At 55.9% G+C, this 23,919-nt stretch carries 27 protein-coding genes and 2 pseudogenes; 9 read left to right on the top strand and 20 right to left on the bottom strand.

The features are described 5' to 3' along the window. Positions 1–42: 42 nt before the first annotated feature. From uraH to hpxU, 9 genes are all read right to left on the bottom strand, one after another. Positions 43–378, bottom strand: a complete 336-nt coding sequence (gene uraH, locus A6A26_RS09690) for a hydroxyisourate hydrolase (RefSeq protein ID WP_063878536.1) — start codon at positions 376–378, stop codon at positions 43–45. Further along, entirely contained in the window at positions 375–869 is a 495-nt protein-coding gene (uraD, locus tag A6A26_RS09685; RefSeq protein ID WP_063878535.1) for a 2-oxo-4-hydroxy-4-carboxy-5-ureidoimidazoline decarboxylase, read from the bottom strand. The genes uraH and uraD overlap by 4 nt, the downstream gene beginning before the upstream one ends. Then, positions 870–2,123, bottom strand: coding sequence for an allantoate amidohydrolase (hpxK, locus tag A6A26_RS09680; RefSeq protein ID WP_063878534.1), 1,254 nt, complete (start codon positions 2,121–2,123; stop codon positions 870–872). After that, positions 2,120–3,355, bottom strand: a complete 1,236-nt coding sequence (locus A6A26_RS09675; RefSeq protein WP_063878533.1) for a pyridoxal-phosphate-dependent aminotransferase family protein — start codon at positions 3,353–3,355, stop codon at positions 2,120–2,122. The genes hpxK and A6A26_RS09675 overlap by 4 nt, the downstream gene beginning before the upstream one ends. A gap of 21 nt (positions 3,356–3,376) precedes the next feature. Next, a complete protein-coding gene (locus A6A26_RS09670; RefSeq protein WP_014592994.1) occupies positions 3,377–4,108 on the bottom strand; it encodes an amino acid ABC transporter ATP-binding protein in 732 nt (243 codons plus the stop codon). Then, the gene (locus tag A6A26_RS09665) at positions 4,089–4,745 is read right to left on the bottom strand and encodes an amino acid ABC transporter permease (RefSeq protein ID WP_063881111.1); all 657 of its coding nucleotides are present in this window, start codon (positions 4,743–4,745) and stop codon (positions 4,089–4,091) included. The genes A6A26_RS09670 and A6A26_RS09665 overlap by 20 nt, the downstream gene beginning before the upstream one ends. Beyond that, a complete protein-coding gene (locus A6A26_RS09660; protein ID WP_063878532.1) occupies positions 4,745–5,410 on the bottom strand; it encodes an amino acid ABC transporter permease in 666 nt (221 codons plus the stop codon). The genes A6A26_RS09665 and A6A26_RS09660 overlap by 1 nt, the downstream gene beginning before the upstream one ends. Positions 5,411–5,420: 10 nt before the next feature. Beyond that, complete coding sequence (locus A6A26_RS09655; protein WP_063878531.1) at positions 5,421–6,206, bottom strand: transporter substrate-binding domain-containing protein; 786 nt, start codon at positions 6,204–6,206, stop codon at positions 5,421–5,423. Between the two features lie 191 nt (positions 6,207–6,397). Then, complete coding sequence (gene hpxU, locus A6A26_RS09650) at positions 6,398–7,237, bottom strand: MurR/RpiR family transcriptional regulator HpxU (protein WP_063878530.1); 840 nt, start codon at positions 7,235–7,237, stop codon at positions 6,398–6,400. A gap of 156 nt (positions 7,238–7,393) precedes the next feature. Between hpxU and A6A26_RS09645 the strand changes: the two genes are divergently transcribed. Genes A6A26_RS09645 through hpxZ form a run of 4 tightly spaced genes read left to right on the top strand, consistent with a single transcriptional unit; the run spans position 7,394 to position 10,952 of the window. After that, complete coding sequence (locus tag A6A26_RS09645; protein ID WP_063878529.1) at positions 7,394–8,980, top strand: gamma-glutamyltransferase family protein; 1,587 nt, start codon at positions 7,394–7,396, stop codon at positions 8,978–8,980. Positions 8,981–8,992: 12 nt separating this feature from the next. Continuing rightward, positions 8,993–9,175, top strand: coding sequence for an oxalurate catabolism protein HpxX (gene hpxX, locus A6A26_RS09640; protein WP_063878528.1), 183 nt, complete (start codon positions 8,993–8,995; stop codon positions 9,173–9,175). Then, positions 9,172–10,572, top strand: coding sequence for an AtzE family amidohydrolase (locus tag A6A26_RS09635; protein WP_063878527.1), 1,401 nt, complete (start codon positions 9,172–9,174; stop codon positions 10,570–10,572). Before hpxX ends, A6A26_RS09635 begins: the two co-directional genes overlap by 4 nt. Further along, positions 10,569–10,952 (top strand): oxalurate catabolism protein HpxZ, encoded by a 384-nt coding sequence (gene hpxZ, locus A6A26_RS09630; RefSeq protein WP_063878526.1) that lies wholly within the window; start codon positions 10,569–10,571, stop codon positions 10,950–10,952. The genes A6A26_RS09635 and hpxZ overlap by 4 nt, the downstream gene beginning before the upstream one ends. A gap of 124 nt (positions 10,953–11,076) precedes the next feature. Here hpxZ and A6A26_RS09625 read toward each other — a convergent pair whose 3' ends face one another. Continuing rightward, a complete protein-coding gene (locus A6A26_RS09625; RefSeq protein ID WP_063878525.1) occupies positions 11,077–11,982 on the bottom strand; it encodes a LysR substrate-binding domain-containing protein in 906 nt (301 codons plus the stop codon). 98 nt (positions 11,983–12,080) lie between these two features. Here A6A26_RS09625 and A6A26_RS09620 point away from each other — a divergent pair, with 98 nt between their 5' ends. Further along, a complete protein-coding gene (locus A6A26_RS09620) occupies positions 12,081–12,854 on the top strand; it encodes a 2OG-Fe(II) oxygenase family protein (protein ID WP_063878524.1) in 774 nt (257 codons plus the stop codon). Positions 12,855–12,906: 52 nt separating this feature from the next. Here A6A26_RS09620 and A6A26_RS26270 read toward each other — a convergent pair. The 7 genes and pseudogenes from A6A26_RS26270 to A6A26_RS25815 all read right to left on the bottom strand — a co-directional run. After that, positions 12,907–13,071: pseudogene (locus tag A6A26_RS26270) on the bottom strand (acetylornithine deacetylase); the annotation flags it as partial. Between the two features lie 2 nt (positions 13,072–13,073). Beyond that, positions 13,074–13,247 (bottom strand): annotated as a pseudogene (locus A6A26_RS26265) (acetylornithine deacetylase); the annotation flags it as partial. Further along, positions 13,225–13,899: a DUF1028 domain-containing protein gene (locus A6A26_RS09610; protein ID WP_063878522.1), complete on the bottom strand. Its 675-nt coding sequence runs from the start codon at positions 13,897–13,899 to the stop codon at positions 13,225–13,227. The gene A6A26_RS09610 and the pseudogene A6A26_RS26265, both read right to left, overlap by 23 nt. Continuing rightward, complete coding sequence (locus tag A6A26_RS09605) at positions 13,896–14,330, bottom strand: RidA family protein (protein WP_063878521.1); 435 nt, start codon at positions 14,328–14,330, stop codon at positions 13,896–13,898. Before A6A26_RS09605 ends, A6A26_RS09610 begins: the two co-directional genes overlap by 4 nt. Positions 14,331–14,347: 17 nt before the next feature. Continuing rightward, positions 14,348–15,613: a flavin-containing monooxygenase gene (locus A6A26_RS09600; RefSeq protein ID WP_063878520.1), complete on the bottom strand. Its 1,266-nt coding sequence runs from the start codon at positions 15,611–15,613 to the stop codon at positions 14,348–14,350. Between the two features lie 246 nt (positions 15,614–15,859). Beyond that, positions 15,860–16,771: a LysR substrate-binding domain-containing protein gene (locus tag A6A26_RS09595; RefSeq protein ID WP_063878519.1), complete on the bottom strand. Its 912-nt coding sequence runs from the start codon at positions 16,769–16,771 to the stop codon at positions 15,860–15,862. A gap of 4 nt (positions 16,772–16,775) precedes the next feature. Next, on the bottom strand, positions 16,776–16,961 hold the full coding sequence (locus A6A26_RS25815; protein WP_109718271.1) for a hypothetical protein: 186 nt from the start codon (positions 16,959–16,961) through the stop codon (positions 16,776–16,778). Between the two features lie 233 nt (positions 16,962–17,194). Here A6A26_RS25815 and A6A26_RS09590 point away from each other — a divergent pair, with 233 nt between their 5' ends. From A6A26_RS09590 to A6A26_RS09575, 4 genes are read left to right on the top strand one after another with little or no spacing between them, the layout of a single operon-like run. Next, positions 17,195–18,718 (top strand): amino acid ABC transporter permease/ATP-binding protein, encoded by a 1,524-nt coding sequence (locus tag A6A26_RS09590; RefSeq protein ID WP_063881110.1) that lies wholly within the window; start codon positions 17,195–17,197, stop codon positions 18,716–18,718. Positions 18,719–18,745: 27 nt separating this feature from the next. Next, a complete protein-coding gene (locus A6A26_RS09585; RefSeq protein ID WP_063878518.1) occupies positions 18,746–19,618 on the top strand; it encodes a phytanoyl-CoA dioxygenase family protein in 873 nt (290 codons plus the stop codon). Positions 19,619–19,646: 28 nt separating this feature from the next. Further along, positions 19,647–20,459 (top strand): ABC transporter substrate-binding protein, encoded by an 813-nt coding sequence (locus A6A26_RS09580; RefSeq protein ID WP_063878517.1) that lies wholly within the window; start codon positions 19,647–19,649, stop codon positions 20,457–20,459. Between the two features lie 43 nt (positions 20,460–20,502). Further along, positions 20,503–21,234 (top strand): class II aldolase and adducin N-terminal domain-containing protein, encoded by a 732-nt coding sequence (locus tag A6A26_RS09575; RefSeq protein ID WP_063878516.1) that lies wholly within the window; start codon positions 20,503–20,505, stop codon positions 21,232–21,234. A gap of 100 nt (positions 21,235–21,334) precedes the next feature. Here A6A26_RS09575 and puuE read toward each other — a convergent pair whose 3' ends face one another. The 3 genes from puuE to A6A26_RS09560 are packed head-to-tail and all read right to left on the bottom strand — an operon-like array spanning position 21,335 to position 23,779. Then, on the bottom strand, positions 21,335–22,294 hold the full coding sequence (gene puuE, locus A6A26_RS09570) for an allantoinase PuuE (protein WP_063878515.1): 960 nt from the start codon (positions 22,292–22,294) through the stop codon (positions 21,335–21,337). 34 nt (positions 22,295–22,328) lie between these two features. Then, positions 22,329–23,060, bottom strand: a complete 732-nt coding sequence (hpxA, locus tag A6A26_RS09565; RefSeq protein WP_063878514.1) for an allantoin racemase — start codon at positions 23,058–23,060, stop codon at positions 22,329–22,331. Next, entirely contained in the window at positions 23,057–23,779 is a 723-nt protein-coding gene (locus A6A26_RS09560; protein WP_063878513.1) for a GntR family transcriptional regulator, read from the bottom strand. Before A6A26_RS09560 ends, hpxA begins: the two co-directional genes overlap by 4 nt. Positions 23,780–23,919 lie beyond the last annotated feature (140 nt).

Here is a 23,919-nt window from a genome sequence, read left to right as displayed (position 1 = left end):
GCTCTCAAGCGCAGCGGAAAAGTGCCGCGCCTGATAACCCCGTCAGCTGCCGCGATAGGTAGACCAGCTCCAGGGCGAGATTAAAAATGGCAGATGGTAATGGCTGCCGCTTGCAGCAATCACGAAATCGATTTGCGCACTGACGTACAGCGCATCCCGTCCGGTCACGCGAAAGTAGTCGCCAATCGCCGCCGTCAGGCGGTAATGGCCTGGCGCGATCGGCTCTGGCGTCAAGTCCTTGAGGCGACCATCGCCGTCGGTGACGCCGCTGGCATAAGTTGACCAGCCTTGTGCCGTGCTCTGTTCCAGCAAGATTGCCACGTCAGCCGCGGGTTTCCCCAACGCGGTATCCAGAATATGGGTGCTGATTGTGCTCATGAAAAACTCTCCTTAAGCCGTAGCAGGGTGATCTCACGCAGCTGTTCCAGCGCTTCTTGCTGCTCGGTTTCGTGGTCGTTGTCCAGCCGTCGTGTGAGTTCGTCCAGCAGGTTTTGCGCGCTGCGCCCTTTTGCCCGGATCAGAAATACCCGATTAAAACGCGCCTCATAAGCCTGATTTCCCCGCAGCATTGCCTGCTGCAGCCCGTCGTCCGCCTGGTGCATGGCGGCTTGTTCACTGCGCGATAAACATTTTTCAATACCGTTGCCCTGCACCTTGTCACCGATTCGCGGATGCGCCGACAGGGCAAAATTGAGGTCTTCTGTCTGCCAGTCAGCTGTCAGCCGTTGTGCTTCGGCAATCAATGCCTCAAGGCTGTGAAAGGGGCGAGCCGCCACCATCGCCTGCTGCCAGCGTGGAATCGCGACGCAGTGCGACAGCGCAAGCTGAGCGGCGGCGTCGGGTAACTGATTAAAGGTGACGAGATCCATTTAGTGCTGCTCCGCAAGGTGGCAAACGGCCTGCAAATAAGCCTGAACGGCTGAGCCGACATCTGCTTCCTTCACCGATTCCGCCGGATGATGGCTAATGCCGCGATGGTTGCGCACAAACAGCATCCCTACCGGCCAGCGTTCCGCAATCGCGATAGCATCATGGCCTGCGCCGCTGGGCAGTGCCAGACTGCGCCCCTGTACGGTTTCAATCGCATGGCTCAGCGCCTGCTGTAACCTCGCATCGCAGGCCGTCGCCGCAATGCGGTAATATTCATGAGACGTAAAGGTCAAACCCCGACGCAGCGCAATGGCTTCCGCCTGGGTCAGTAACGTGGACAGCAGCGACTCAAGCGGCGCGTCCTCCGGCCCACGCACATCGAGTGACAGGTTCACCTCGCCCGGAATAACGTTAACCGCGCCCGGTGCACAGCTAAGCGTGCCTACCGTTGCCACTAACTGCCCCGGTTGTTCGCGCGTCGTGTGTTCAATAAATACCATCCATTCTGCCGCCGCCGCCAGGGCATCTTTACGGTGGTTCATCGGCACCGTACCGGCATGTCCGGCTTCGCCCGTAAAGCTGCAGTTCAGGCGGCGGGCACCGTTGATCGCCGTGACAACGCCCAGCGCGAGATCGTCCTGCTCCAGGCAAGGTCCCTGCTCGATGTGCAACTCCAGATAGGCCACGATATCGCTGACGGCACGCGCAGCACGCGGGATCTGGGCAGCATCCAGCCCCACATCGCGCATCGCCTGAGAAACGGTAATGCCGTTGCCATCCGGATGCGTTGGCCAGCTGTCGGGCCAGGTACCGGTGATACCACGACTGCCGAGTAAGGTGATGCCAAAACGCGTGCCCTCTTCATCACCGAAGCCGATGACTTCAATCGCCAGCGGCAGGCGACGCTGATGATCGCTCAGCCACTGCACGGTTTCGATGGCGCTCAGTACGCCCAGCATCCCGTCGTAGCGGCCCGCATTGCGGACCGTGTCCAGGTGCGAGCCCAATAACAGCGCCGGGGCACCGGGCTGGGCGGCCTCATAACGACCGCAAATATTGCCGACGGCATCCTGCCAGACCGTCATGCCGGCGGCCTGCATCCATTCGCCGACGCGCGCATTGGCTCGCAGGTGCTCTGGTGACAGGTAAACCCGAGTCAGCCCCTGATCGCTTTCGCTGATCTCAGCCAGCGCGTCACAGCGCGCCATGATACGCCGGGCGGCAATCTGAGCCTCGCTGGCATTCATCATCATGCATGGCTCCCGTAGTGATCCCAGGCGGCCTGCGAACCGGCACCCTGTGGCGCACGGTAGCCCACGTGCGCCAGCACCATTTCCAGCGCCGCCAGGGTTTGCATCACGCAGTCTTTACGGGCGTTGTAACCCATGGTGCCAATGCGCCAGACTTTGCCGTGCAGCGGGCCAAAAGAAGTACCGATTTCAATGCCGAAATCCTCCAGCATCAGTTTACGGACCTGATCGCCATTGACGCCCTGTGGAATCACCACGCCTAAAACGTTACTCATCTTGTTACTGAGATCGCCAAAGGTTTCCAGCCCCATTCCCTGAATGCCTTTCAGCATGGCGTCGCCGTGCAGTTTGTGGCGCGCAATACCGTTATCCAGGCCCTCCTGCAGGATCAGACGCGCACATTCGCGCGCGCCAAACAGCGCGCTGGTGGCTTCAGTATGGTGATTGAGTCGTTCCGGGCCCCAGTAATCCATGATCATGCCGAGATCGAAATAGTTGGAGTAGATCATCTCGTCGTCGCCATCCTGATGCGCGTCGGTGCGAATCCCCTGCTCCACGCATTTACGCTTGCGGATCACCGCCGCCATTTCATCGCTCAGGGTGACGGGTGAGGTACCCGACGGACCGCCCAGGCACTTCTGCATACCTGCGGACACAGCATCCAGTCCCCATGCATCGGTTTCCAGCGCATTTCCCGCCAGCGACGCGGTGGCATCGGTGTAAAACAGCACGCCATATTTTTTGCAGATTGCGCCCAGCTCAGCCAGCGGCTGCAGCATGGTGGTGGAGGTGTCGCCCTGCACGGTCAGCAACAGGCGCGGTTTGACTTTTTTGATGGCGTCTTCGACCTGATCTGGCGTGAAGACCTCGCCCCATGGAACGTCAATCGTGTGCACCTCGGCACGGCAGCGGCGGGCAATTTCGCACAGCAGATGGCCGAAACGCCCAAACACCGGCACCAGCACTTTATCGCCGGGGCGAATTGTCGACAGCAGAATCGCCTCAATACCGGCGCGGGAAGTACCGTCGATCAGCAGCGTCCAGCGGTTTTCCGTGCGAAACACGCCGCGATACAGCGCCATCACTTCATTCATATAATGCGTCATCGCCGGATCGTATTGTCCGAGCAGTTGGCTCGACATCGCACGCAGCACGCGCGGATCGGCATTGATGGGGCCTGGCCCCATTAACAGACGCTGAGGGGGATTAATTTGTGGAAATTGAGAGATATCCATAGTGAATTCCTTGTTAAGCACTCAAAGACGCACAGAGGAAATAAACTGCTTTAGCTCCGCCGTCTGCGGAGAGGCGAACAACGTTTTACTGTCGCCCTGCTCCCAGACGCGCCCCTGATGCATAAAGACCACACGATCGCCCACGTCGCGGGCGAAGTTCATTTCATGGGTGACGAGAATCAAGGTCATGCCTTCTGCGGCAAGCTGCTCCAGCACTTTCAGCACTTCGCCGACCAGTTCAGGGTCCAGCGCAGAAGTAATCTCATCACACAGTAATACGCGGGGTTCCATGGCCAGCGCGCGGGCAATGGCAACGCGCTGCTGCTGACCGCCAGACAAACTGGAAGGGTAATAATCCAGCCGCTCGCCCAGCCCCACTTTTTCCAGCATACGGGCCGCCAGTTCCCGGCACTCCGCCTGGCTTTTTTTCAGTACCCGACGCGGTGCCAGCATGACGTTTTCCAGCGCCGTCATATGCGGGAACAGGTTGAAGTTCTGAAACACCATGCCCACTGAACGGCTGATTTCCCGCGCCTGAGAATCACGGTCGGTAATCGTCATGCCGCCCAGTTTAATGCTGCCATCCTGATAGCCTTCCAGCCCGTTCATGCAGCGCAACAACGTACTTTTACCTGAACCGCTGCGGCCGATAATGGAGATCACTTCTCCCATATCGATATCCAGATCCACGCCTTTAAGAACATGGTTGGTGCCGTAATACTTCTGGACCTGATTAATGGTGATGAGCGGCATTAAATTTTTTCTCCAGATACTGGCTGTAACGCGACAGCGGATAACACAGCAGGAAGTAGCCCAGTGCGACCAGCCCAAAGACTTTAAAAGGCTGATAGGTCACGTTATTCAGAATGGTGCCGGCCTTGGTCAGCTCGACAAACCCGATAATCGACGCCAGGGCCGTGCCTTTAATCACCTGCACCGCAAATCCCACCGTCGGAGCGATAGCAATGCGAATCGCCTGCGGCGCGATCACCCGCGTCAACGTCTGGCCAAAACCAAGCCCGAGGCAGCGTGATGCTTCCCACTGTCCTTTGGGCAGGGCCTGAATACTGCCGTGCCAGATATCCAGCAGAAATGCGCTGGTATAGAAGGTCAGCGCCAGTGATGCGGCGGTCCAGGGTGCCACGTCAATGCCGAACAGCCCTACGCCAAAAAAAGCCAAAAACAGCTGCATCAGCAGCGGCGTGCCCTGAAACAGTTCGGTATAGGCACGAATCACCCGCGTCAGCCATTTACGCTTTAACAGGCGTAAAAACAGCAGAGGTAACGTGACGAGCGTGCCGCCTAAAAAGGCCACCAGCGACAGGGCGATCGTCCAGCGTGCTGCCAGCAGCAGATTGCGCAGGATGTCCCAGTCAGTAAAGGTTGTCATCATGCCTGCACTCCCAGCCATTTGCGGCCAATCGCCAGCAACAGCTGACGCATCACAATCGACAACGCCAGATAGATCAACGTGGTCACCGAATAGACTTCAAAACTCAAAAAGGTGCGCGACTGAATCAGGTTGGCGGCGAACGTCAGCTCCTCGTAAGAGACCTGCGAGACGACCGACGATCCCAGCATCACAATGATGCACTGGCTCACCAGCGCCGGATAAATTCGCTGCAGCGACGGTGGCAACACCACGCGCAGAAACGTCTGGCTGCGCGTCAGGCCCAGCACCCGTCCGGCTTCCCACTGCCCTTTTGGCGTGACCTGAATACCGGCACGGATGATTTCTGTACTGTAGGCACCAAGGTTGACCAACATGGCCAGCAAGGCCGCTTCACCGGCTGTCAGCTTCAGCCCCAGATTGGGCAAGCCGAACACAATAAAAAACAGCTGCACCACAAACGGCGTGTTGCGTATCAGTTCAACATAAAGGCCCCACAGGCGACTTGGCCAACTGGGTTTACCACTGCGAAGCGCCGCGCCGATGATACCGATGCTGACGCCGCCGACCGTGGCCAGCACGGTTAACTGGATCGTCACCCACAGGCCGGAGAGCAACTCCGGCCAGTACGGCCACAATGCAGGGAAATTAAGTTGCCCGGTCATTGCTCCGTCCTTATGCGCCCAGGTTGGCTGGCAGCGGCGCTTTCAGCCACTCTTGGGATAATTTATTCAGCGTGCCGTCTTTGATCGCCTGGTCAATCAGCGTATTCACTTTGTCTTTCAGCGCGGGTTCGTCTTTCTTCAGCCCGATATAGCACGGTGAGTCTTTCAGCATGAACTGCGCAACAGGGGCTTTAGCCGGGTTCTGACGCGTAATGGCGGCGACCACCAGGTTACCCGTTGCCACATACTGCACCTGACCAGAGAGATAGGCAGATAAGGTGGTGTTGTTATCTTCGTAACGTTTCACCTGCGCATCCTTAGGGGCCACCTCGCTCAGAACCATATCTTCTACTGCGCCACGGGTGACGCCGACAGATTTACCGCTCAGCGCCGCCGCATCTTTCAGATGTTCGCCTTTGGGACCAAAAACGCCCAGGAAGAACGGCGCATAAGCCCGGCTAAAATCAATCACCTTTTCGCGTTCGGGATTTTTCCCCATGCTGGAGATAACTAAATCGACTTTATCTGTTTGCAGGTAAGGTACGCGGTTCGCGCTGCTGACCGGCACCAGCTGCAACTTAAGTTTCATCTGTTTAGCCAGATACTTTGCCATGTCGATGTCATAGCCCTGAGGTTGCAGATCGGTCCCTACTGAGCCAAACGGTGGGAAATCCTGGGGGATCGCCACCCGCAGTACGCCGCGTTTCTGGATATCCTGCAGTTGATCAGCCAGCACGTTGCCCGCCTGCACCATCAGTACTGCCGCTGCTGCGACCGCCATCAAAACTTTTTTCATTATGCACCCCGGTGAGATTATGTGAAACAAAAGATTCTTATAGCTGGCATTCTGCAACTAATGTGCCAACGCGGTTGCACGATTAAAAAAGCGGATGAAGGGCGAAGAGAAGGCATTAGTGGTGATGGGGCAGATCCCGAGCGGCCTCGGGAGACGGTCCAAAAAGGGGCAAAGCACCAAAATGGTGCCTGTTAACGGTGCTCCAGCTCGTCAAGCTGGTGATAAAGATCGGCGATATGATGGATGCGCTGGCGTCCGTCTGACAGCAATTCATGCAGCAAGGCATTGGCAAGCAGGTTCACCAGGCTCATGGCCGATGCGTAGCTGTCAAAGGCTGAAACGCTGTCCAGCGGGGCGCAAAACTGCCAGCGCGCCAGGGAAATCACGCTCTGCGCCTGGGGCTCACACAGCGCCAGCACAGGGATTCCCGCGCTTTGCAGCTGCTGCATCAGCGGTTGGATAATGCGGGTGCGCCGTCGAAAAGCGATGACCACCACCATATCGTCGGGCGTAATATCCACCAGATCTTCGGCCAGCGTCTGTCCCGGCTGGGGCAGAATATGCACCTGCGAACGCGTCTGTATCAGCTGCTGGCGCAGGTGCAGCGCCACCGGATAGGCGTTACGCATACCAACGATATAGATACGTTTAGCCTGTGCCAGTTGGGCAATGACTTCAGTAAACTGCTGGGCATCGATGCTGTTCACCCACTGCGTAAGATTGGCCATCTCTTGCTTGTAATGGCGCGACAGTAAGGTATTGCCCTGCACCGCATCCCGGTTATCCGTCAACGGCATACCGCTCTGGCGCAGGGTACGCAACTCATCACGCATATCTTTGTATTTGTCATAACCGAGCCGCCTGAACAGCCGACTGACCGTGGCTTTTGACACGCCGCTCAGGCGCGCCAGCTCGGCACTGTTATAGCTAATCAGATCGTCGAAATGGTCAAAGATAAAATCGGCAATGCGCTGCTCTTGCGGCGAAAGCTGGGGATAATGCGTTTTGAGCCTTTCATCAAGCTGTTTCATTCAGGTCCTGTAACTTTTGTTTCAACCGCGGGGTTTGACAGAAGCTAGCATAATTTGGGCCAGGTAAACCTGTCCAGAGACGTTGCGGTGATAAAAACTGGAACGGCTCTTGCTTAGTTATTTGCTCTGTACCCTGAATAACACAATGAGAAGAGCATGATTCAGAGCAATATGGCCCCGCTGGGCATGGCGGTAACGCCTCATCATCTGGCCAGTGAAACTGCGCTGGCAGTGCTACGCGACGGCGGCAATGCGATTGAGGCAATGGTCGCCGCCGCCGCCACGATCGCTGTCGTGTATCCGCACATGAACGGCTTGGGTGGCGATGGCTTCTGGCTGATTATGCCGGGCAAAGGCGACCCGATCGCTATCGACGCCAGCGGCAGAGCCGGTTCTCTCGCAACCATCGACTTCTATCAGGGTGAAACACAGATTCCACACCGCGGGCCCAAAGCGGCATTGACCGTGGCAGGCACGGTGAGCGGCTGGCACGAGGCGTTAACGCTGTCAGCCGAGCTCGGCGGCACATCCCTGTCTCTGCCACGATTACTGCGTGACGCCGTGCGTTATGCGGCAGATGGCATTCCGGTTACGGCCTCACAAGCGTCGGCGACTCGCAGCAAGCGTGAAGAGTTACAGCATCAACCCGGCTTTTCCGCCCTGTTTTTGCCCGATGGCAATGTCCCGGCGGAAGGCAGCCGTTTTACCCAACCCGATCTGGCCCGCACGCTGAGTCTGCTGAGTGAAGAAGGGCTGGAAAGCTTTTATCGTGGCACGCTGGCGCATCATCTGGCAGGCGAAATGGTTAACCTGGGCATTCCTGTCACCCTGGCCGATTTACAGGAGCAACGTGCCCGCCGGGTCACGCCGCTGCATGTCAGCCATAGCGAAGGGGATATCTGGAATATCACGCCGCCGACACAGGGGCTGGTTTCTCTGGCGATCCTGGGCATTACCGATCATCTGGATATGGCCAATGCCGATGAAGCGCAAACCATTCATCGCATCGTCGAAGCCACAAAAAAAGCCTTTGCTCTGCGCGATCGGCACATCACCGATCCCCGTCATGTGGTTGAAGATCTGCAGGCCCTGCTCGACAGCGATCAGCTCGCCACGATTGCCAGCCAGATTGACGATCACCGCGCTGCGCCATGGGGAACCGGTCGTGGGCCTGGCGATACCGTCTGGATGGGCGTGATGGACAGTAGCGGGCTTTCCGTCTCCTTTATCCAAAGTATTTATCATGAATTTGGCAGTGGCGTGGTTCTGCCCGGCACCGGGATCGTCTGGCAAAACCGTGGGGCGGCTTTCAGCCTCGATCCCGATCATCTGCTGGCGCTGGCACCCGGCAAGCAGCCTTTCCACACGCTCAATCCTGCCGCTGCGCGCCTGAAAGACGGTCGCACAATGGTCTATGGCTCGATGGGCGGTGACGGACAGCCTCAAACCCAGGCGGCGATTTTTACCCGGCATGTGATACAGGGAATGCCGCTTCAGCAGGCAGTGAGTGCACCCCGTTGGCTGCTGGGCCGTACGTGGGGACAGACCTCTGACTCCCTGAAGCTGGAGAGCCGTTTTGCGCCTGAGACGCTGGAGCAGTTACGCCAGCTAGGCCATGAGGTGGAGTCGCTTCCGGCATTCAGTGAGGCCGTCGGCCATGCGGGGGCCATTGTTCGTCACAACAACGGTATGTTCGAAGGCGCAAGCGATCCACGCAGCAACGGCAGCGCCGCCGGTTTCTGACAGGAGTAAATGATGAATGATATTGAGTGGGCGGCTTATATCGCCCAGATGGAGCAGATCCTGAATCTGGAGCTGGATGAGGCACGCCGTGCAGCACTGCTGATCCAGATGACGCGTATTGCCGCTATGGCGGCACCGCTAATGGCTTATCCGCTGGACGATCGGCTGGAAGTGGCGGGAGTGTACCACGCATGAAACTGGACGAGGTTTCCATTCAGGCACTTCAACAGGCGATTCAGCGCGGGGATATCAGTGCCCGTGAAGTGGCAGAGCAGACGCTAACAGCAATAGAGAAACAGAATCCGCAGCTTAATGCCTGGACGGATATCACTGCAACGCGGATGAGGCAGGAAGCGGACGCGGTCGACCAACAGCGACTGCGCGGTGAGAAATTACCGCCGCTGGCGGGCATTCCCTATGCGGTAAAAAACCTGTTTGATGTGCAGGGCTATTCGACGCTGGCAGGGGCCGCATTATTCAGCCAGCGCCCCGCCGCGCAGCAGGATGCCTTTGCCGTGACGCGACTTCAGCAGGCGGGCGCACTGCTTTCCGGCATGGTCAATATGGATGCCTATGCTTACGGCTTTACCACAGAAAACAGCCACTATGGCGCGACGCGCAATCCGCACGATCTGGCGCGCATCGCCGGTGGCTCATCCGGCGGTTCGGCGGCAGCCGTGGCGGCCGGGCTGGTGCATTTTTCGCTGGGCACAGATACCAATGGCTCGATCCGCGTGCCGGCTTCGCTGTGCGGGATCGTTGGGCTGAAGCCGACCTTTGGTCGTCTGTCCCGCAGCGGCAGCCATCCGTTTGTCGCCAGTCTGGATCATATCGGCCCCTTTGCGCGTCGGGTGGACGATCTGGCGCTGATCTACGATCTGTTGCAGGGTAAGGACAGTGCGGATGCCTTCCAGGCAGATCAGCCGCAGGCTGCATCCTTGCCTTTGCTGGAACAGGGCGCGCAGGATTTACGCTGTGCCGTGCTGGGTGGTTTCTTTTCAACGTGGTGTAATGATGATGCGCGCACCGCCCAGATGAAGACCGCCAAAGCGTTACAGGCTGACGAAGAGGTGATCATGGCGGAAGCGGAACTGGCTCGCTCAGCCGCCTTTATCATGACCGCTTCGGAAGGCGGCAACCACTATCTGCCCGCACTACGTCAGCACCCCGAACAGTTTGAACCGCATTCCCGTGAACGCCTGCTGGCGGGCGCAATGCTGCCTGGTGCCTGGTATGTGCAGGCACAACGCTTCCGCCGTCATGTCCAACAGCAAATACTGCCGTTGTTTGATCGGTTTGATGTGCTGATTGCCCCTGCCACACCCTGCAGTGCCCCGCTGATTGGTCAGGAGACGATTGCCATTAACGGACAAAACTTGCCGACCAAGGCCAGCATGGGCATGTTAACCCAGCCGATCTCTTTTCTCGGCCTGCCCGTCTGTACTGTTCCGCTGGCAACGGCAAGCGGCTTGCCGATTGGCATACAGTTAATCGGCGCGCCGTTTAACGAACAGGCGGTATTGCGGGCGGCTTTTGCCCTTGAACAGCAAGGTCTGACATTTTCTCCCACCAACGTGGCTGGAGCCTCATGAACACCGACGAGATTAATCGCACTGATGTGCTGGACGCCGTAACCGCCGCATTCTACCGCTATGAACAGGCGCTAACGGGCAACGATATTGCCGTTCTGGATGAGCTGTTCTGGCACGATGCACGGACGGTGCGTCTGGGTGCCGGAGAGAATTTATACGGCATTGATGAGATTCGCGCTTTCCGCGCCGCCCGCCCTTCGGCGGGACTAGATCGCTCATTGCAGAATACCGTGATCACGACCTTTGGCGATGCTTTTGCGGTATGCAGTACCGAATTCACCCGTGCAGGCACTGAAAAAATTGGCCGTCAGCAACAAACCTGGGTGAAATTCCCCGCAGGCTGGCGCATCGTCGCGGCCCAGGTCAGCCTGATGAGTTAACCAAGCCGCGTTAAACTCCCCGTAGCGCCAGAGGCAAGGATGCCTCGCTTTATCTAAGATCGCTCAGGCTGTGACTGCCCGCGCACAGCGCTGCAACCTCTGCTCACCGCCAGCCGAATGCGCTTTATTCCCCTGCAGCGCGTTCGCGCAACCAGGCGATCATCTCCTCGCTTCCTTCCTGGTTGCCAGTGCGATTAGGCCAGGCAAGGTAATAGGGCTTACTGAGCGGTAAACATAACCCATCAATGACCACCAGCGCGCCCCGCGCCAGTTCCTGGGCAATCATCTGGCGTTGTCCCAACAGCAGTCCCGCCCCGGCGACCGCCGCATCAATCGCCAGTGAGGTCAGGTTAAACGTCAAACCCGGCTGAGCCCTGGGTTCGGCCATGCCTTTTGCCTCAAACCAGGCTGGCCAGTCAGGCAGAAAACGCCCTTCTTTTCCCCAGTCGAGATGAATCAGTGGCGCCTCGTTGAGGATATGTGCTGCAGAAAACGCGTTGACCAGCGCGGGGCTGGCGACCGGGAATACCTCATCGTGAAACAGATACTGTTTGTTCAGTTTGGGACAGGCGTCTTCACCAAAACAGATGACAAAATCCGCCGGGGTTTTACTGAAGTCCACTTCGGCGTGCGTGCCATGTAGAGAGAGACCGACATGTGGGCAGCGCTCGCGCCAGTGGTGAAGATGCGGTAATAACCATTTTGACGCCAGCGCGGGAAGCGCATACAGCGTAAGCTGAGCGGCGGTGTCCTTGCGCCCGATGTTTCGTTGCCCCAGTTGCAGAATATCGAAAGCCTCTGACACATAGCGAAGATATTGCTTGCCGATATCCGTCAGCATCACGCCGTGCTGGGTGCGTAAAAACAGCGCACATCCAAGATGCTCTTCAAGCTGACGAATTTGCTGACTGACTGCGGCTGGCGTTAACGCCAACTGCGCTGCCGCCTTCGTCAGGCTGCCGGTTTCCGCAGCCACCTTAAATGACTGAATAACGTTGATTTTAGGCAGGCGCGACGACGGCGTGGGCATTAAGGCTTCCTTATCAGGGTCTTAAATATTTATTGGTATTCAGTACGATCGGACCCCGTTAAAGTGATATCTCACTCTTGAAACGCGGGAAGCAAACGATGCCTGAAGCTCTGGTACGTACTGACTTACATCCTCTGTCCAGTCATGACTGGCGTCAACACTGTCGGACGCAACTTAACCAGCAAGGTGCACTGGTGCTACCTGATTTTTTGCAGCCCGCCGCCCTACAAGCCATCGTCGCAGAAGGTGATGCGCAACGCCATCGTGCTTACCATACCCAAAGTAAGCATAACGTCTATCTGATGAAAGCGGACCCAGACTTCAGCGATACGCATCCTCGCAACCGCGAAGTCAGTAGCACCAAAGGGTGCATCACTGACGATGTGATCGCGCCGGATTCCCCTTTGCGTCAGCTTTACGACGATGCACTTTTTCAGTCTTTTTTGTGTGAGGTGCTTGAAGAAGAAGCGTTGTATCCGTACGCCGATCCCTTGTCTTCCATTAACCTTCACTATGCGCCGCACGGCAAAGAACTGGGTTGGCATTTTGATAACTCTTCGTTTGCCATCACGTTGCTGGTGCAGAAACCGGTGGGTGGTGGACGGTTTCAGTATGTGAAAGACCTGCGGAATGCCGATGCGGGCGAGATGAATTATGCGGGCGTAGCCGCGGTGCTGGATGAACAGCAGCCGGTCGATGAGCTGGCGATTGAAGCCGGGGATTTAGTGCTGTTTCGCGGGCGTAATTCCCTGCATCGCGTCACGCCCACCGAAGGCGACGTGACACGTATGCTGGCGGTGCTGGCCTATAACACCGCGCCCGGCATTGCGTTATCAGAGACCGCGCGCATGACTTTTTATGGCCGGCTGTAAAAACGGGTTGAGCCGATAATCTGGCTATGCGGTGCGATCCGCCCCGCATGGCTTACCCGGTTGAGTTCGTGGGCGTTAACGCCATCCACTGACGCAGGTTGTTCAACATCGTCATACAACGTTCCAGCCGTTCGATACTGACAAACTCATCCGCTTTATGTCCCTGATCCATGCTTCCCGGCCCACAAACCAGGGTCGCCTCGCCAATGTCGTCAAATGATTGGCTTTTTTACCGCTGTCGTCATGCAGCCACTGCGTCTTAACGCCTCTGACCGTCAGGTAGTCGTCAATAAACTGAATCAGTGCCAGGTTTGACGCCCGGCTGGTTGTGTCAAAGGCCAGCAGTGAGGCCAGAAGCACACGTAAACCCTCATTCATCGCCGGGAACGCCATAGGCTGGCGCTTCACGCGGGTCCAGTGCGCGCGTGACATAGGCTTCCATCTGCGGTTCATAGGCAAGCCACAGTTGCGTCAGTTGCCCGACAGGATCATGCTCAGTCCAGTCAATGCGCAGATCCACCAGCGGCCAGGTATAGTCGTCCACCAGTTTGAGCGCGGCAGAATGTAACGGTCCGGCCTCCCCGCCCGCCGCCACGCCAGCCTGGAGGGCAGCAAGAAGCCGACTGGCCAGTTCACCGGAGGCCGCGTCATAAGCCGCACACATTGCTGCCGTCACGCCTTTATCCGCAAGCATATTGCCTGCGGCGATACAGTTTTTGCCTTCAGTCACGCTCCCGATGCCCAGCGTCTTGCTGCCACTGAAAAACGCCGTATTGCCCTGAATATCGATCGCGGCGACCTGACGGTAATCACTGAATCTGTCGTCAGCCAGCGCCAGCTTGAGCGCCACGTTCAGATCCCTGCCCTGATCCAGATGCACCAGAATCTGCTGCCCCAGAGAAGGCAGCGTAATGTTCTGGCTCGCTACCGCGCCCACGCCCGCCTGCAGCCAGGGACAGCGCGCCCCCACGGCTATGCTGGATGAGCTGATGGCAATACCGAGTTGACCGGTTTCTTCACAACGTGCCGTTACCGATAAGGTCATTGCATCGCTCCCTGTTTCCAGTCATCCGGAATCACCGCAATGACATCAATTTCCATCAGCCACTGCGGCTGTGCGAGCGCCGAAATCACCAGGCCCGTAGAGACAGGGAAGACGCCTTTAAGCCACTTTCCTACTTCCCGGTAAACCGGCTCGCGATAACGCGGATCGGTAATATAGGTGGTGGTTTTGACGATATGCGACAGATCGCTTCCTGCCTCTTCCAGCAGTTGCTGCACATTTTTCATCGCCTGCGCCGCCTGGGCAGCCGGATCGCCCAGGCCCACCAGATTACCGTCGAAGTCGGTGCCAACCTGACCGCGCAGATACACGGTGTTACCTGCACGTACGGCCTGGCAGAGATCGTTGTCCAGCGTTTGATTGGGATAGGTTTCTTTGGTGTTAAACATCCGAATACGAGTATGAGTCGGCATAATGACAATCTCCTGGTTCAATTTTCTGAAGCGGCACGGTAATCCTGATACTGACGTTGGATAGCGATGTGGTCGGCGACATATTTTGCGTCATGCCACACGCCCCAGATAAACGAGGAGCCCCGGCGTGACTGCCAGGGTAGCCCGAGAAAATAGAGCCCGGACTCGGGGGAGACGCCGCGTTGATGGATCGGTCTGTTCTTCTCGTCAAAGGCGTTAACCTTCAGCCAGGCGTAGTCGGTGGCGTAGCCCGTCGCCCAGATGAGGGTGGTGATCCCTGCGCGGACGAGGTTGAGGGACTGCACAGGGTGCGAGACACTTTCCGGATCGGGCAGAAACACGCGCGCGCCAGGATCTTCGGGCAAATCCAGCCCATGGCGCTCAACCCAGGCATCTGCCGCGTCAAGCAGGGATAAATAGTTTTCATCACCTGAGGCAATGTTTTGCGCCAGATCGGGCTTGAAAGTCACCTCATCGCCTGAAAAGCGTTCCGTCAACCCGACCAGGTTGATGCCCTGTTGCGCCAGCCTGCGAAAGTCGACTGTATGACCGCCGCGCGCACCGCTGACGGCAATGGTGACGTGTTCTTTACCGGGTTGACCGGCTGCTGCATCCCACAGACCAAGCACACCTAGCCACCAGCAAAAGTCCCGGTTGCGATAGCGTCGAGGCGGCCGATCGTGCGGCCCAACCGAGAGCCAGACGTCTTTTCCTGCACGCTGAAGCTCATCGGCAATCTGCACCCCTGATGAGCCCGCGCCGATAACCAGCACGCCGCCTTCAGGCAGTTGTTGTGGATTACGATAGTCCGCTGAATGCAACTGGGTGAATCGCGCATCAGTGGGCGCAATGGCGGGAATGATGGGCTTCTGGAAAGGACCGGTGGCAACGACCACGCGCTGTGCAACGATCGGGCCTTCAGAGGTAGAGACGTCGAAACCGCTGTGCCCGACACGAGGCACTACGCTGAGGACCTCGACGCCCGTTTTGACAGGCGCGTCAATGTGCCGTGCATACGCGTCAAAATAGTCAGCAATCTGTTCTTTAGAGACAAAGCTGTCCGGGTTCTGGCCCGGAAACGTCATGCCGGGAAACCGGTCGTGCCAGGCGGGACCGTTGGCAACCAGAGAATCCCAGCGGCGCGTCCGCCACGCCTCAGCAATACGATGTTTTTCCAGGACACAATGCGGAATGCCGAGCCGCCCCAGATGCTCGCTCATGGCGATGCCAGCCTGTCCTGCCCCAATCACCAGGGTGTCTGTTTCTTGCTCTGTTATTGTCATTCCATCATCCTCAAGCCCGCCGTTTCAATGACGTGTTCCTGACACGCGCTAGCGCCAAGACTATTTGAGGCAGATGAATGGGTAAAATATTATAAAGCTAATATCTGAATAAGAAATTAATAAGCAGAGGATGCACACCTGATTATTAAAGCCACTCAACGAATAAACTGTGAAATTTATCGACGACTTCCGCCATAAATACATTTCATTTTCTTACCGAATAGCAGGCGATATGCGCGGCCTTTTTCAGGTCGTTGGTCCCAGGGCACTATTCTGGCAATAGTCCATAAAAAGTTTTGTCGGACGCGTGGGTTCATTATGACTTAACCAGGCCATGATTAACGTAGAGGCTTCCATATCATCCTCAATATCAATCTGCGCAAGTTTTTTACCGTCATACGTCATATCCGTGTAAGGTCGGGTGACCAGTACTGAAAAGCCTAACCCCTGCCCCACCATGCAACGCACCATTTCAATTGAGGGCGAACTGTAGGCAACCTGCGGATGATAACCTTTGCTTTTGAAAATGTTGATGAAGTAATTCCTGCTGGGGACAGCATCCAGCAAAATCATCGGTTCCTGACTCAGCTCACGCAACGTGACGAGGGATTGTTGTGCCAGCGGATGGTTTACCGGTAAGAGTGCATAGGGTTTATGCGGGGCGTTCAGCGCCGCTTTTTGTATCGTGTTGTCCAGTTCAAGATCGTACAGAAAAGCCAGGTCAAAACGTCCGCGATGGAGTCCGTGCATCAGTTCATGCTGCTCGCCATCGTAAAGTTCAATGGTGATATCCGGATAGTGTTTTTTAAATCCGGCAATCAGTTTTGGCATATACAGAGGCGCGGCAGATTCAAAGCAACCCACCGTAATCGTTCCCGAAATCAGTGTGTTATCTGCCCGTGAATTTTGCTCAAACTCGTGTGTCAGGCGTAACAGTTCTTGGGCTTTTTCATAAAAACGACGGCCTCCGGGCGTCAGGGAAACCCCCTGGGCATGATGGCGAATCAACAGTTGCTGATCGAAGGCGTCCTCCAGATTTTTAATCGAGACAGAGATGGAGGGCTGGGCGATATGCAACTGACGCGAGGCTTCAGCAATGCTTTCCGTCTCTACCACGGCGACGAAATATCGGAGCTGTTTAAGTGTAAAGCGACTCATGGCGTTACCTCTTTTTTTTATGGTCAGCGAGAAGCACTGCTTCGTTTTGGACTAAGCACTGGTGCAAATGCTGTGCCACAACATGCTCAGTCGACCTGAGCGCCTTTTTTTCAAAAATATCGCCAGCCTGTTTTTTTATCTTCGACAGATCGCGAACGTCAAAAAAAGAAATTGCACCAATAACTCTCACGTTGCGTCCTAATGATCAGCGCGCTGCCCTAAATAAGCGCAAAAATGAAAGCAATACGCTAATTATTACCCTGTGACATTCAAAATACGCCGTTTAAAAGTGAGAGTAGAGTTGGATAGTTTTTTTAAAATCAGAACCAAAGAAATTACTAATTGCTATCGTTCCCATCATGCCGCCATAGTGAATTACAGAATGAAATGATTAACCCTTTTCTGTTTAATGCGAGCAAGCCCATGACATTTAACTGGAACTATATGTTCAGTCTGTTTAGCGACGCTAATTTCTGGCTGGCGACATGGACCGTCATCAAACTGAGCCTGCTGACCTGGGGAATGAGCATTATCGCGGGATTTATCCTGGCGCTGACCAAGCAGTCGCGTCATCCCTTATTGACGCTACCCGCCCGCTTTTATATCTGGCTCTTTCGCAGCCTGCCGTTACTGGTGCTGCTGATCTTTGTTTATAACCTTCCTCAGGCACTGCCCGCCACGTCGACGGTATTGAGCGATCCCTTCTGGGCCGGGTTTATTGCGCTGACCATTTGTGAGAGTGCCTACATCGCGGAGATCCACCGTGGTGGGCTGCTGTCGATTCCTAAGGGCCAGAGCGAGGCCGCCCGGGCATTGGGATTGCGCTATGCCGGTATTCAGTGGCGCATTATTATCCCGCAGGCCTTGCGTGTGGCGTTACCGGCGCTGGCAAATGAATACATCGCAATCGTGAAGCTGACGTCGCTGGTCTCTGTTATCTCACTCACCGAAATTTTGATGGTCGGCCAACGGCTTTATTCGCAAAACTTTCTGGTCATGGAAACCATGGCTGCCGTGGCCTTCTATTACGTGCTGATCGTGACCGTCTTTGACTTCCTGTTAAAACAGCTGGAACGCTATCTGGACGTGACGCAGCGTCAACCGTCCGGCAAACCCGACGCGCAACTGTTGGAACTTGCACAATGCGCTGCGGTGAATCCTGTACGCCAGGCGCTGCACACCGGCGGGCCAGCGTTGCAGGCAATGCGTCTTCATAAGGCTTACAACAATGTTGAAGTGCTGGGTGCCGTTAACCTGCAGATTCATCCTGGTGAGGTGGTTTCCGTGATCGGGCCTTCAGGCTCAGGAAAAACGACGCTGATCCGCCTGCTTAATGGTCTGGAGCAGATCGATAACGGAGAAATCCGTATTAACGGAAAACCCTTTATTCATCTCAGTCAGCAGGGAGAACAACGAAAGCCACGCTTCATTGAGCATAAGGAACACCGCCTCAATATTGGGATGGTCTTTCAGAGCTTTAATTTGTTCAGCCACCTCAATGTCATGGATAACCTGCTGCTGGCACCACGCTATCACAAGCTTGCGCCCACACAGACCTTAAAGCAGCAGGCGGCTGCACTGCTTTTCAAGGTCGGGATGCTCGAACATGCGTGGAAATACCCTCATCAGCTCTCCGGGGGGCAGCAGCAACGCGTCGCTATTGCACGCGCCTTGATGATGCGCCCCCAAATCATGTTGTTCGACGAACCGACGTCAGCGCTCGACCCTGAAAAAGTGAATGAAGTGCTTCAGGTCATTGAAGCCCTGGCAAGCGAAGGCATCACCATGGTGATCGTGACCCATGAGATGAACTTCGCCTTCAAAGTCTCTGATCGAATTGTCTTTATGGAAAAAGGCCGCGTCGTGTGTGACGACGCGCCACAAGCGCTACGCGATGGCCAGCATCCGCGCGTGGAAGCTTTTCTGAAGGATGTCTCGCTGGCGTAACGATGTATTAATCACGAGGGCACGACCATGATTGAACAATGGCAGATAGATCAGTATCACCAGCAAGGATTTCTGGTAGTTGAACATGTCCTGACAAGCGATGAAATCGCAGCGCTGCAACACGATTTTGATCAGTGGGTTGAGGAAAGCCGCAGCCAGAGTGCGCCCTGGGGCGATACGCAGGACGGCCGTCCGCGTTTCGACATTGAGAGCGATCACAGTGCCGATCACCCTTCATTACGCCGTGTGAGCTCACCGAACGACATCTCTGCCGCCTATCGCCATGCGGCCCTGCAGTCACGTATGGCGCATATTGCCGGGCAATTAATTGGTGGCAGCGGCACACGTTATCATCACAGTAAGATCAACTCGAAGCTGCCCCATACCGCAACCAAAGTGGAGTGGCACCAGGATTTTCTGTTCACCCCGCACAGCAACGACGATATTGTGACCGCGCTGCTGATGGTCAGTGAGGTCACGCCGGAAAATGGCCCGTTAAACGTGGTGCCGGGCAGCCATCAGGGGCCACTTTATTCACACTGGCAGGACGGACGCTTTACCGGTGCTGTCGATTCTGCGGTGGTGAAAGAACAGTGTGAGCAGCCTACTGCCTGCTTTGGTCCTTCCGGTTCCGTGTGTTTTATGCATACACGGCTGCTGCACGCCTCCAGCCCCAATGAAACCGCCTGGCCGCGCACACTGTTTATCGCCGTGTACGCGGCGGAAGATGCGCTGCCGTTCGGTGAAAACCCGTTACCCAGTCCGGATGCCGGAACGCTGGTCTATGGTCACGAGAGCGGCCTGGTCCGCAGCACCGCAAATGAACTTCGCCTGCCGCAGAAACCGCGGGGCGCCTCGTTCTTTGTTCAGCAGGCCGGTCAAGATCTTGCCAACGTCTGATAGCGCCTAACATAGAGAGATAATAACGATGAAAACATGTGTATTAAGTCTGCTCGCTGCAGGCGCTGTACTGGCGTCATTTAACGCCTCAGCTTTTTTACAACCAGGTAAAATCATCGCCGGATCGGATATGACCTTCTTTCCATATGAATATATGAAGGATAACAAGCCCGCGGGCTTCGACATTGAGTTTCTTGATGGCCTGGCAAAAGTGATGGGCCGTCAGGCCGTGAATATTGATACCCGCTTTCCTAACCTGATTACCGGCTTGCAGAGTAACCGGTTCGATATCACTAACTCATCAATGTATATCACCGCCGACCGCATGAAGGTGATCGATATGATTCCCTATCTGAAGAGCGGCGAAGCTATTCTGTCGCTGAAGGGCAGTGATTATCAGCCCAAAACGCCCGAAGCATTCTGCGGTCATAAAATTGGCTCGATGGGCGCCACCTCCTGGTTACAGCAGTTACATAAACTGTCTGACGATTACTGTGTGAAAAACGGTAAGCCGCCTATCGCGATCAGCGAATATGCTACCGATCCGCAGACGACGCAGGCGATGCTCTCCCACGCAGTCGAAGCGCAGATCACCGATGCCGCGGTCGCGCGTGGCGTCGTTCAAAAGCTGGGCAACCGCATTCAGATTTCCTCCACAACGCTCATCTACCCAGTGTTAAACGGGTTCGGCGTGAAGAAGGACAATACAGAAGTGAAACAGGCCCTGGTCGCCGCGCTGGAAACCTACCGTAAAACGCCAGAGTATGCCGCGCTGCTGAAAAAATACCATTTTGAAGCGCCGACAGCAGACGATCTCAAAACCTTGATGCCACAGCCTTAATCTCAAACGCGTGCCGGGCACGCGTTCATTTTCAGGAGGTAATATGGCACTTTCTTTCGAAGAAAAAACGCGTATCGATTTGGCTGCGGCCTTCCGCATTATTGCCCATCTCGGCATGCATGAGGCGGTAGCGAATCATTTCAGTGCCGCTGTCTCGCCGGATGGTAAGCAGTTTCTGATGAACCCAAAGTGGAAACACTTTTCACGCCTTCGTGCCAGCGATCTGCTGCTGCTCAATGCAGAGGACCCATCCTGTGCAGACCAGGAGGATGTTGATGCCACCGCCTGGTCTATCCATGGGCAAATTCATCAGCGACTGCCAGAAACGCGCGTCGTGATGCATCTGCATCCGGTTTACACCACCAGCGTCGCCTGTCTGGCACAGCCACACATTCCGCCGGTTGATCAAAACAGTGCGCGCTACTTTAACCGTCTCGCGGTGGATACGTTATACGGCGGCATGGCCGATACCAAAGAGGAAGGCGCACGACTGGCCAGCCTGTTGACCGATAAACGCCGTCTGTTAATGGGGAATCACGGTGTCATGGTGACCGCCCAGACGATTGGCGAGGCCTTTGATGACATCTGGACGCTGGAGCGCGCCTGCCAGATTTTGGTCACCGCCTGGTCTACCGGGCAACCTTTAAAAGTGTTGAGTGATGAAGTCGCGGAAAAAACCGCCCGCGACTGGGAAAGTATTCCCGACTTCTCTCTCCGTCATTTCGAAGAGATGAAGCAACTGATGATTGAGGCCGATCCCGCCCTGTGTGACTGAGTGGTTGCCTGCGCAGTTGTCTCGCGGGCAACAACGCCAGAAACAGCGGCAGCGCGTGCCGGCGCTCTTTTGCCGTCACGCGCTTACCGCCCGGAGGAGGTTACGCCTCTGGCGCGGGGTGCGTTTTCTTCCAGTGATCGGCAATCTGCTGCCGGGTACAGATCCACACCTCTTTATGCTGTTGGATATGATCAAGAAAATTTTGCAACGCGCGAAATTTGCCCGGACGGCCCAACAGGCGACAGTGCATCCCAACCGACATCATTTTGGGTGAGGTTTCGCCCTCTTCATACAGCACGTCAAACGTGTCACGCAAATAGGTAAAGAACTGCTCCGCGGTGTTGAATCCCTGTGGCGAGGCAAATCGCATATCGTTGCATTCCAGGGTGTAAGGAATGATCAGATGCGGTTTTACCGTGCCGTCCTGGCAGGTCACCTGGGTCCAGAACGGCAGATCGTCACCGTAGTAGTCACTGTCGTAGCTAAATCCACCCTGCTCAACCACTAAACGGCGCGTATTGGGGCTGTCACGGCCGGTGTACCAGCCCGTCGGTGCTTTGCCAAACAGATCGGACAACACATCTACCGCCTGCTGCATATGCTGGCGTTCGGTTTTGGCATCCATGCCCTGGTAATGAATCCAGCGCCAGCCATGACTGACCACGTCGTAATTGGCCTGTTTTATCGCGTCAACGATTTCCGGATGACGCGCCAGCGCCATCGCCACACCAAAAACGGTGAGGGGCAAACCCCGTTTCTGAAATTCGTTATGAATGCGCCAAAAACCGGCACGGGAACCGTACTCGTACAGCGATTCCATCGACATATGCCGATCGGGATAGCTGGCGGCACCGATAATGTCAGACAGGAACTGCTCTGAACCTGTGTCGCCATGTAATACGCTGTTCTCGGCCCCTTCCTCGTAGTTAAGTACAAACTGCACCGCGACACGGGCCTTCTTCGGCCAGGCCGCATGAGGAGGATTAGCGCCATAACCGATCAAATCGCGCGGGTAATTTTTATTGAAGCTGTAGGTTTTCTTATCCTGGCTTTCAGTCATAACGTGCATCCTGTCGGTGAACGGGAACATCTGCTTAGTTTAGGTGCTGAAAGGCACCAGAGAGTGGTTTATGTAAAGGATAAGCCAAATCGCCCTGTTTGCTGGTGCCAAACCCTAGCGCCACCAGCGATTCCACCATTTTTACTGCTGCACTGACGCCATCGATCACCGGCATCCCCAGCTCCTGGGTGAGCGACGCCGCCAGCTTTGCCATACCGCCGCAGCCTAAAACAATCGCACCACTGCCGTCTTCCTGCTTCGCCTGGAGGCAACGCTGACGCACTTTCTCCTGTGCCAGCCCGCTTCCATCTTCTAATGCCAGCACCGGCAAATCGATGGCATGTAAGCCTGCACAATGATGAGTAAAGCCATACTGCTGGAGCAAATGACGGGCGATCACCAACGTTCGGGGCAAAGTGGTGACAATGGAGAAGCGCGTCGCCAGTAAGGTTGCGGTGTGCATGGCCGCTTCCGCAATACCAATCACCGGCCCGCTGGCCAGTTCGCGAGCCGCAAGCAACCCCGGATCGCCGAAGCAGGCAATGACGTGGCCACTGACGCCCTGCGCTTTGCCGAGCTTAATCTGTTCCAGCACGCCAATCGCCGCGATCGCTTCGTCGAAATGCCCTTCAATGGAAGGCACGCCCTGTGTAGGACAGACGGCCAGAATTTCCGTGCCGGGCGCTGCCACCGCGCGCGCCGCCTGACCGATGGTTTCCGTCATCGCCTGGCTGGTATTGGGATTAATTACCTGAATCAGGCTCATGATAAGGCTCCTTTATGACCCGAAAATAACCGGGTGAAATCCGGCAACGTTTCGCCTCCGCGTTCAAAGTGCAGGCTGGAAACAATATGTTCAAAGTGGTGCTGCATCGAGCTGGTTAGCGGTACTAACGCCTTATCTCGTAAACGTTTTAACAGTTGCTCATGATCATCACAGCGGCAACCGCGCTGCCAGGGAGCGCCCCAGGCGGCAATGACCAGGGAAGATCGTTGGGTCAGTCGCGTAACGAGATCGGTTAACACCTGATTGCCGGAAATAGCCTGCAGCTGGATATGAAACGCCGCCGACAGACGAATTGCCGCAGGGCCGTCATGCTGTTCGATGGCCGCCTTTTCCTGCTCAACCAGCGCAGCCAACGCGGCAAGGTGAGGTGCCTGCATATGTTCCAGTACGGCAGGAAGGTTGGCGCATTCGAGTAGACTGCGGGTTCGGAAAATGTCACGCGCTTCCTCCACTCCGGGCGTCGCGACATGTGCACCACGTTTGGGCGTAAGCGTCACCATTTGCACCGCAGCAAGGCGCTGCAACACTTTCCGAATGCCTGTGCGGCTGACACCGAATACGTCTGAAAGCGCCTCTTCCGGTAATTTACTTCCGGGTGGCAACTGATGTTCGACAATGGCGTTCATCAACGCCTGATAGATAGGCTCATCTTTATCATGCAGATCGGCCGCCGTTCTCTGGCCTGTTTCACTCTTCATTACCCGCTCCGGTAAACATCTTTGCGTAACTTATCGTATACGTTAAAAATAAATATTGTATACAAAAATCAAATTTGGCCTGAATCCTGCAACGTTTACACATAGGGTCATTTATTCATGTCTTTGAGAGGAGCAGGTTT

The organism is Pantoea sp. OXWO6B1 (assembly GCF_001641135.1).
Taxonomy (GTDB): domain Bacteria; phylum Pseudomonadota; class Gammaproteobacteria; order Enterobacterales; family Enterobacteriaceae; genus Pantoea; species Pantoea allii.
The sequence above is the reverse complement of the archived record's forward strand: the minus strand, read 5'-3'. Positions and strand labels throughout refer to the sequence as shown.